The 5,617-nt window shown below is 64.5% G+C and carries 7 protein-coding genes, 2 tRNA genes and 1 pseudogene; 5 read left to right on the top strand and 5 right to left on the bottom strand.

The window, feature by feature from the left end:
- Positions 1-42 precede the first annotated feature (42 nt).
- Positions 43-102, top strand: a pseudogene (locus U5709_RS10685) (hypothetical protein); the annotation flags it as partial.
- Between the two features lie 44 nt (positions 103-146).
- A complete protein-coding gene (locus U5709_RS08900) occupies positions 147-311 on the top strand; it encodes a hypothetical protein (RefSeq protein ID WP_321973235.1) in 165 nt (54 codons plus the stop codon).
- Between the two features lie 49 nt (positions 312-360).
- On the opposite strand, the gene U5709_RS08895 is transcribed toward U5709_RS08900, so the two are convergent.
- Entirely contained in the window at positions 361-549 is a 189-nt protein-coding gene (locus tag U5709_RS08895) for a DUF6724 family protein (RefSeq protein ID WP_321970660.1), read from the bottom strand.
- Between the two features lie 130 nt (positions 550-679).
- Between U5709_RS08895 and serS the strand changes: the two genes are divergently transcribed.
- Positions 680-1,963, top strand: a complete 1,284-nt coding sequence (gene serS, locus U5709_RS08890) for a serine--tRNA ligase (RefSeq protein WP_321970661.1) — start codon at positions 680-682, stop codon at positions 1,961-1,963.
- A 183-nt stretch (positions 1,964-2,146) separates the two neighbouring features.
- Positions 2,147-2,509: a hypothetical protein gene (locus tag U5709_RS08885; protein ID WP_321973234.1), complete on the top strand. Its 363-nt coding sequence runs from the start codon at positions 2,147-2,149 to the stop codon at positions 2,507-2,509.
- Positions 2,510-2,615: 106 nt separating this feature from the next.
- On the opposite strand, the gene U5709_RS08880 is transcribed toward U5709_RS08885, so the two are convergent.
- The 4 genes from U5709_RS08880 to U5709_RS08865 all read right to left on the bottom strand — a co-directional run bounded on the left by U5709_RS08880 (position 2,616) and on the right by U5709_RS08865 (position 4,742).
- A tRNA-Arg gene (locus U5709_RS08880) sits at positions 2,616-2,692 on the bottom strand.
- Positions 2,693-2,890: 198 nt separating this feature from the next.
- Positions 2,891-2,981, bottom strand: a tRNA-Ser gene (locus tag U5709_RS08875).
- Between the two features lie 37 nt (positions 2,982-3,018).
- A complete protein-coding gene (gene gluQRS, locus U5709_RS08870; protein ID WP_321973233.1) occupies positions 3,019-4,077 on the bottom strand; it encodes a tRNA glutamyl-Q(34) synthetase GluQRS in 1,059 nt (352 codons plus the stop codon).
- Entirely contained in the window at positions 4,077-4,742 is a 666-nt protein-coding gene (locus U5709_RS08865) for a GNAT family N-acetyltransferase (protein WP_321970663.1), read from the bottom strand. Before U5709_RS08865 ends, gluQRS begins: the two co-directional genes overlap by 1 nt.
- Before the next feature lie 523 nt (positions 4,743-5,265).
- Here U5709_RS08865 and U5709_RS08860 point away from each other — a divergent pair.
- Positions 5,266-5,592, top strand: coding sequence for a hypothetical protein (locus U5709_RS08860; RefSeq protein ID WP_321970664.1), 327 nt, complete (start codon positions 5,266-5,268; stop codon positions 5,590-5,592).
- Positions 5,593-5,617: the final 25 nt, after the last annotated feature.

Below are 5,617 nucleotides of genomic sequence, written 5' to 3'. Positions count from 1 at the left end.
AAAACGGCGAAGACCTGGCTCTCGTTGCTCGAGAGCTCCTATATGGTCAAGGTCGTTCAGCCCTATTCGAACAACCTGCTAAAGCGCCTCTCCAAGCAGCCCATCATGCACTTTCTCGACACCGGCCTCGCGGCATATCTTGCGGGTTGGACGAGCGCAACCTCGGCGTGCTCGACCCGCTCAAGGCGGACGCGCCCGAAGACCTGGCCTCGTTCAAGCGCGAGGTGGGGCTCGGGTGCATCCTCTGCATGGCGCAGGATGCCTACCCGATCAGCGGCCGATCCTGGGCTTTTCCGGTCTGGGCGGTGTAGGTGCGCGGCCGTGTGCGGGCCCGGCCGAGGGGGCCGCACGCCGCGGCCCCTATTCCTCGTCGTCGTCGAAGAGCGACCAGTCGTCCTCGCCCTTCTCGTGGTTGAAGTACATCTGCTTCGTCTTGCGTTCCATGAGGAAGGCGATGAGCAGGCACACCACCAGCCCGCCCACGATCAGCGCGATCACGCCCGTCTTGGTGTTAAAGAGCCACGTAAAAAAGTCGCCGATCGCCTGCATGTCTGCCTCCTATAGCATCTGCGTGATTTTCCTCGTACAAGTATATACTTGGAGCATTGCCGTGCCGCGCGTCGCCGCGCGTCGCCGGCCCGGCCAACCTGCACCGCAAGAGCAAAAGCGAGGAGTGCACATGCTCGACATCAAGTTCGTCCGCGAGAACCCCGACGCCGTGGACAAGTCCTGCGAGTCCCGCCAGAATGCCCATTGGGACCGCGAGAAGTTCTTCGAGCTCGACGAGGAGCGCCGCTCCGTCATCGCCGAGGTCGAGAAGCTCCAGGCCGACCGCAACGCCGTTTCCAAGCAGATCGGTCAGCTCATGAAGGAGGGCAAGAAGGACGAGGCCGAGGCCGCCAAGGCCCAGGTCGCCGCCAACAAGGAGCGCATCGCCGAGCTCGGCGAGAAGCGCAGCGCCGTTGAGCAGGAGCTCTTCGACCTTGTTGCCGCCATCCCCAACATCCCGCACGAGTCCGTGCCCTACGGCAAGGACGACTCCGACAACCCCGAGGCCCGTCGCTGGGGCACCCCGCGCGAGTTCGACTTCGAGGCCAAGGCTCACTGGGACCTCGGCCCCGACCTGGGCATGATCGACTTCGACCGCGGCGTCAAGCTCGCCGGCGCCCGCTTCTATCTGCTGGGCGGCATGGGCGCCCGCATGGAGCGCGCGCTCATCAACTTCTTTATCGATATGCACAACAAGGCCGGCTTCAAGGAGTGGTGGCCGCCCGTCATCACCAACCACGACAGCCTCTTTGGCACGGGCCAGCTGCCCAAGTTCGACGAGGACCTCTATCACGTGAACCCCGACCTGTACCTCATCCCCACGGCCGAGGTCCAGCTCACCAACATCCACCGCGACGAGGTCATCGACGGCGACAAGCTGCCGCTGCTCTACACCGCCTTCACGCCGTGCTTCCGCGAGGAGGCCGGTTCCGCCGGTCGCGACACCCGCGGCATCATCCGCGTGCACCAGTTCGACAAGGTCGAGATGGTCAAGTTCGCCAAGCCCGAGGACTCCATGAACCAGCTCGAGTCCATGGTCGGCGAGGCCGAGGCCTGCCTGCAGGCGCTGGGCCTTCCGTACCGCGTCGTCACCCTCTGCACCGGCGACATCGGCTTCTCGGCCACCAAGTGCTACGACCTCGAGGTCTGGCTGCCCAGCTACAACGCGTACAAGGAGATCTCTTCTTGCTCCAACTGCTGGGACTTCCAGGCTCGCCGCGCCAACATCAAGTACCGCGACCCGGCCAACTTCAAGGGCACCCGCTTTGTGCACACCCTCAATGGCTCCGGCCTGGCCGTGGGCCGCACCATGGCCGCCATCATGGAGAACTACCAGAACGCCGACGGCAGCATCACCGTGCCCGAGGCCCTGCGTCCCTACATGGGCGGCCTCGAGGTCATCAAGCCCGAGTAAGACGCAGCGGGACGCGAGTAAGACACGGGGGCGGTCCCTTTGCCTTATTCGCCGGCTCCGCCCGCGCCGCATCCATAGAGCGTTGAACCAAATGCCGCTCGCGAGTTTTCGCGGGCGGCATTGTTGTCCCGCGGGTACCCCATACTAGTGTGGTAAAGACGCGAGTGCCTGGAAGGGGAGCGAATGGCTGAGGCCGGCAAGTTGCACGAGGTCGCGAGGTTTGCCGCTGGGGACGACCTGCGGATCATGTTCGTGGGGGAGGGGTCGCGCGGCGAGGCGGTGCTTCGAGAGGACATCTGCGGGCCGTCGGTGGTGGATGCGTACGACGCCGATGCGGCGTGCCTGCAGGTGGCTATCAATGCATCGCAAGTATATGTCCTTGAGCGTGCGCTGCGTGAGGTGTTTGGAACGGCGAGCCTCGAGGCCTTTGCCGCCGACGAGGAGAACGACATCCTGGACTTGATGGACCTTTGCGACCGCGAGGGGATCGCGTATGCGTACGCGTGCGTGGACTCCGGTGGGGACGCGGGGCTGCGGCCGGCGTAGGATCCGGCGCGGCCGCGGGCGGCGCGGCTGCGGGCGACGACGCGTCGGCGACTGGCGCCGAAAATCGGCAACAAAAAGGGCTCCCGAAGGAGCCCTTTAATTTGCGTGGTGCGGCGTATAGGATTCGAACCTATGACGCCCTGATTCGTAGTCAGGTCCTCTATCCAGCTGAGGTAACGCCGCGTGCAATAAGACATATTGCCAGCCTTTAGAGTGTCCGTCAACCCAGATTCCAAAAAATGTTGGAATTGTGGTGAGAAGGCGACGGCTGCGGCCGCCCTTGCGAACAAAGGGACAGCCCCTTTGTCCGCAAGCCCGCATTCTCCGGTCCGCGCGCACCAAAAAACCCGCCGGCGCTGGGCGCGGGCGGGCTGTGCATTCTGGCGGAGAGCTGGGGATTCGAACCCCAGATACCCTTTAGGGGTATACTCGCTTAGCAGGCGAGCACCTTCGGCCTCTCGGTCAGCTCTCCAAATGGTGCTTGAGCATCATAACGCAAAACGGCCCCTTTAACCAACAGGTCGCGCGAGAAAATCTTTATCAACAACAATTTCTGCTCGGCAAACGGCGATTCTTGCCCACGAGAAGGCGCCGACGAGGTCTGCGGCCGCGGCTTCCGTGCCCGCATCGACGAGTCCGGCCGCGGCGGCCAACGCGCCGACGACGCGCTCCGGCCTAACACCCGCCTCGCGAAGCGCGCCGAGGTCAAGGTCGCGATCGCGCTTGGAGAGCCGCCGTCCGTCCGGCGCGACGAGCAGCGGCACGTGCCCGAACGCGGACGCCTCGAAGCCGAGCAGCCGCGCGAGGTACGTTTGTCTCGCCGAGGACCCCAGCAGGTCGCACCCGCGCACGACTTGGTTTACGCCCATAAGGCAGTCGTCCACCACCACGGCGAGCTGGTAGGCCGTCACGCCGTCGCTTCGCCGGATCAAAAAATCGCCGCACTCCTCGGCGAGAACCTCTTGCCGCGGACCAAAGCCGAGGTCGCGCCAGGCGATTTTGCCCGCGGGGTCGTCGGCCGCCGGGACGCGCAGGCGAATCGCGGGCGTGCGCAGGGCGGATCTGCGCGCCACCTCCTCGGCGCCGAGCCCGCGGCACGTCCCCGCGTACAGGTACGTGCCGTCCGAGGCGTGCGGCGCGCTGGCCGCGTGGAGTTCGGCGCGCGAGCAGAAGCAGGGGTAAGTGAGGCCCATCTCGCCAAGCCGCGCCACGGCCTCGTCGTACACGCCCAGCCGCTCGCTTTGGAAATACGGTCCCTCGTCCCAGGTAAGCCCCAGCCACGAGAGGTCGTCGATGAGGGTCGCCGCGCGCTCGCGGGAGCTGGCGCGCGGGTCCAGGTCCTCGATGCGCAGCACCATGCGCCCGCCGGCCGAGCGCGCCGAGAGCCACGCCATCAGCGCCGAGAAGGCGTTTCCCAGGTGCATGCGGCCGGAAGGGGAGGGGGCAAAACGGCCGACGACCTGCGGTTTATTCGATGCGCCCGCCGCCACTGCCGCGCCTGTCGCGCCCGTCGCCGCTGCCGCGCCCGTCGCCGCTGCCGCGACCGCCGCGCCTGTCGCCGCGTCCATTACCGCACTTCTTGCGCGTAGACGTACATGTTGAACCCCTCGCCCTGCGGCCCCGACTCGGTCGGCGGGCACGGCGCCTCGACCGCATTGATGCGCCGCGTCTCCATGCGCAGCAGCTTCTTGTGCTCGTAGAAGCTCACGTCGCACGAGTCGTCCGTTAGCAAGAAGAACCCGCGGCACCCGGCCTCGGCCACCTGCGCCTTTGCCCCGCCAAAGAGCCGCCCGCCGACGCCCAGGCCCTGCGCGGCCGGGCTCACGATGAGGAGCTTGAGCTCGGCCTCGCAGCCGACCTGCCCGCTCGCCACGTACTCGGCGCCCAGCGCGGCCTCCTCGTCAATAACGCTGATGTCGCGCATTACGTCGCCGAACAGGCCTTTATTTGCGCGCGCCTCGGCGAGAAGCTCCTGTTTGCGGGCAAGCCAGCGCTCGTGGGGCGCGCCTCCCTGGTGCAGCAGCGCCGCCCCGAGCACTGCGCCGGTCTGCGGGTGCTGCGCCAAAAGCGACCAGTCCGTCTCGGCCAGATACGTGCAAATGTCGATCTGGCTTGCGAGGCGCGCGGCCTCATCGTTCAGCTCAGAGCACCACTGCTGGGCAAACAACGCCGCGAGGGCCTCGAAGTCCTTCTCGGTAAACGGTCGAAACACGACCTGGTTCTGGCCCTCCATGTGCTGCTCCTTCGCGCCCGGCGTTCGGTGCCCGGTGACCCAACGATTGCAATATAAGCTTCCGCCGAATTGGCGTTATGTCAATTGTTGGTGGAAAGAGACCGGCCGCAAGTGCGAAAACTTAGCCGGCGGCTAAGGCGTATTTGCGCAGGCGCGGCGCCGGCGGGGGCGCTTCGGTTCCCTATTAACTTTCTGCGGGGGGGGGGTCATTTCATGGCCAAAACTGACCAAAATCACCAACAAATGCAGTGTTGGAGGGGGTGCTTTGTGGAGAACTAACAAAACAATTTATATCGATGGCATCAAGAGAGAAACCACAAGCGATTGTATCAGCACATCTGTCGCCACGTTTAACTGGTGTTTATTTATCTTTTCGCTAGCTATTTGGGATGCGTCTCGCTAAATTAATTACTGGTCATCCTGAATTATTCGGGTAAATACTCTCGATATCAGATGTTATTTCGTTTATTTGGTCGCCTGGGTCCGGGGGAGTCCGCCACGGTTGCCGAATTTGGGGAGCACGTTGAGCAAGCAAGAGGAGAGCAAGATAGCTCGGCAGGAAAAGAGCGCGGCGCTGATTGTCCGCTTCGAGGAGGTCCTGCCCACGCTTGGGCACGTAAACGTCGGTTTTAGGCCGACCCCTGCGGCCAAGGCCATCGTCGTGTTCCTCTCCGAGCACGAGGGCGAGCCTCTGACCAAGTCAGCCATTGCCGCCGCTGTCGGGCGCAGCGAGAAGACCGTCGACAGGCTCATATCCAAGCTGCGCGTGAACGGCTATGTCGTCTCCGAGGAACGCTGGGCCCAGTCCGGCGCCCAGCTCGCCAACACTTATCGCCTCGACCGCGACTAACCCGTTGCACACGCGTGGGCCTGCG

This window comes from Paratractidigestivibacter sp. (genome assembly GCF_963660155.1).
GTDB lineage: Bacteria > Actinomycetota > Coriobacteriia > Coriobacteriales > Atopobiaceae > Paratractidigestivibacter.
The sequence above is the reverse complement of the archived record's forward strand: the minus strand, read 5'-3'. Positions and strand labels throughout refer to the sequence as shown.